The 3,017-nt window shown below is 52.4% G+C and carries 1 rRNA gene; it reads left to right on the forward strand.

Features of this window, described 5'->3' with window-relative positions:
- Nucleotides 1–131: 131 nt before the first annotated feature.
- A 23S ribosomal RNA gene (locus G5A70_RS15375) occupies nt 132–3,017 on the forward strand.

Genomic DNA, 3,017 nt, shown 5'->3' on the forward strand with positions numbered 1-3,017 from the left:
GCATATACGAAACATCTAAAATACGTTAAACGTAGAGATAGAGACGAAACGAGGCGCTGCGAAAGCAGCGAGCAAGTAGAGAAACCAAGAAACAACAAGCCGTCAGATATTAACGCTATAGTATCTGAAGAGGCCAAGCAAGAAAGAGCGCAGGGCGGATGCCTTGGCACTAAGAGCCGATGAAAGACGTGATAAGCTGCGATAAGCTTCGGGGAGGAGCAAATATCCAATGATCCGGAGATTTCTGAATGGGGAAACCCACATGAGAAGACCTCATGTATCCATACGCCAATCCATAACGTATGGAGGGGAACCCGGTGAACTGAAACATCTAAGTAGCCGGAGGAGAAGAAAGAAACCTCGATTTCCTAAGTAGCGGCGAGCGAACGGGAAAGAGCCCAAACCAGCGTGCGTGCATGCTGGGGTTCGGACTGCGGGATTGATTCGTCAAGGGTAATGGAACGGTTTTGGGAAAGCCGGCCAGAGAGGGTGAAAGCCCCGTACATGAAACCAGAGACGACATGGCAGTATCCAGAGTACCACGAGACACGGGAAACCTTGTGGGAATAAGCGGGGACCACCCCGTAAGGCTAAATACTCCTTAGTGACCGATAGTGCATAGTACTGTGAAGGAAAGGTGAAAAGGACCCCGGGAGGGGAGTGAAAGAGAACCTGAAACCCTGTGTTTACAAGCTGTGGAACCTCATTATTGGAGGAACCGCGTACTTTTTGTAGAACGGTCCGGCGAGTTGTGCATACTGGCAAGGTTAAGCACCAAAGGTGCGGAGCCGTAGGGAAACCAAGTCTTAACAGGGCCAGAGTCAGTATGTGCAGACCCGAAACCGGGTGATCTATCCATGTCCAGGTTGAAGCTGCCGTAAAAGGCAATGGAGGACCGAACGCACATCCGTTGAAAAGGGTGGCGATGAGGTGTGGATAGGGGAGAAATTCCAATCGAACCCGGAGATAGCTGGTTCTCCTCGAAATAGCTTTAGGGCTAGCCTCGGCAAAGGTTTATGGAGGTAGAGCACTGAATTTCCTAGGGGGCGTCAAAGCCTACCGAAGAATATCAAACTCCGAATGCCATGAAACTGATTGCCGGGAGTCAGACTATACGAGATAAGTTGGATAGTCAAAAGGGAAAGAGCCCAGACCTCCAGCTAAGGTCCCAAAGTACGTGTTAAGTGGAAAAGGATGTGGGATTTCGAAGACAACCAGGATGTTGGCTCAGAAGCAGCCATACATTCAAAGAGTGCGTAATAGCTCACTGGTCGAGAGGTCCTGCGCCGAAAATGTCCGGGGCTGAAACACGACACCGAAGCTGAGGAATCCTGAAAAGGATTGGTAGAGGAGCATTGCATAAGGGAAGAAGCAGTACCGTAAGGAGCTGTGGACTTTATGGAAGAGAGAATGCCGGAATGAGTAGCGAGATAGAGGTGGGAATCCTCTAGGCCGAATATCCAAGGTTTCCAGGGTAAAGCTGATCTGCCCTGGGTAAGTCGGGGCCTAAGGCGAGGTCGAAAGACGTAGCCGATGGACAACAGGTTGAAATTCCTGTACTGCAGTATGACAGAACTGTGGGGACACGTGTGGAGAGCATAGGCGCGGAATGGAAAGCCGCGTGCAAGCGAGGTAGGGGTCACATAGGAAAATCCGTGTGGCAACCCGAAGACGTGAAGCGGACCGAAAAGAAGTAGGGAAGTATGTGAGCCATGCGTCGAGAAAAGCCGCTATTGTTTGTACTGTACCCGTACCGTAAACCGACACAGGTGGATGAGGAGAGAATCCTAAGGCCGGCGGAAGAAGCATTGTCAAGGAACTCGGCAAAATGACCCCGTAACTTCGGGAGAAGGGGTGCCACAGAGATGTGGCCGCAGAGAATAGGCTCAAGCAACTGTTTAGCAAAAACACAGGTCTATGCAAAACCGAAAGGTGAGGTATATGGGCTGACGCCTGCCCGGTGCTGGAAGGTTAAGAGGAGAGGTTAGCTTCGGCGAAGCTTTGAATTTAAGCCCCAGTAAACGGCGGCCGTAACTATAACGGTCCTAAGGTAGCGAAATTCCTTGTCGGGTAAGTTCCGACCCGCACGAAAGGCGTAATGATTTGAGCGCTGTCTCGACAATGCATCCGGTGAAATTGAAGTACCAGTGAAGATGCTGGTTACCTGCGCCAGGACGGAAAGACCCCATGGAGCTTTACTCCAGTTTGGTACTGGGACTCGGTATTGCATGTACAGGATAGGTGGGAGGCTGAGAACACATGACGCCAGTTGTGTGGGAGCCGCTGTTGGGATACCACCCTTGCAGTATTGGGTTTCTAACCAGCCGCCGTAAGCCGGCGGTGGGACAATGCCAGGCGGGGAGTTTGACTGGGGCGGTCGCCTCCGAAAGGGTATCGGAGGCGCCCAAAGGTTCCCTCAGAATGGTCGGAAACCATTCGAAGAGTGCAAAGGCAGAAGGGAGCTTGACTGCGACACCGACGGGTGGAGCAGGTACGAAAGTAGGGCTTAGTGATCCGGTGGTATTAAGTGGGAATGCCATCGCTCAACGGATAAAAGCTACCCTGGGGATAACAGGCTTATCACTCCCAAGAGTTCACATCGACGGAGTGGTTTGGCACCTCGATGTCGGCTCATCGCATCCTGGGGCTGTAGTAGGTCCCAAGGGTTGGGCTGTTCGCCCATTAAAGCGGTACGCGAGCTGGGTTCAGAACGTCGTGAGACAGTTCGGTCCCTATCCGGCGTGGGCGTAGGATATTTGAGAGGAGCTGCCCTTAGTACGAGAGGACCGGGGTGGACGGGCCGCTGGTGTATCTGTTGGTTTGCCAAAGCCATGGCAGAGTAGCCAAGCCCGGCAGGGATAAACGCTGAAGGCATCTAAGCGTGAAGCCCCCCTCAAGATGAGATATCCCATTCGGAAGAAGTAAGACCCCTTGAAGACGACGAGGTAGATAGGGCAGAGGTGGAAGTGCAGCAATGTATGGAGCTGACTGCTACTAATCGGTCGAGGGCTTGACCT

It is taken from the genome of Blautia hansenii, from assembly GCF_013304445.1.
In the GTDB taxonomy this organism is placed as follows: Bacteria; Bacillota; Clostridia; order Lachnospirales; family Lachnospiraceae; genus Blautia.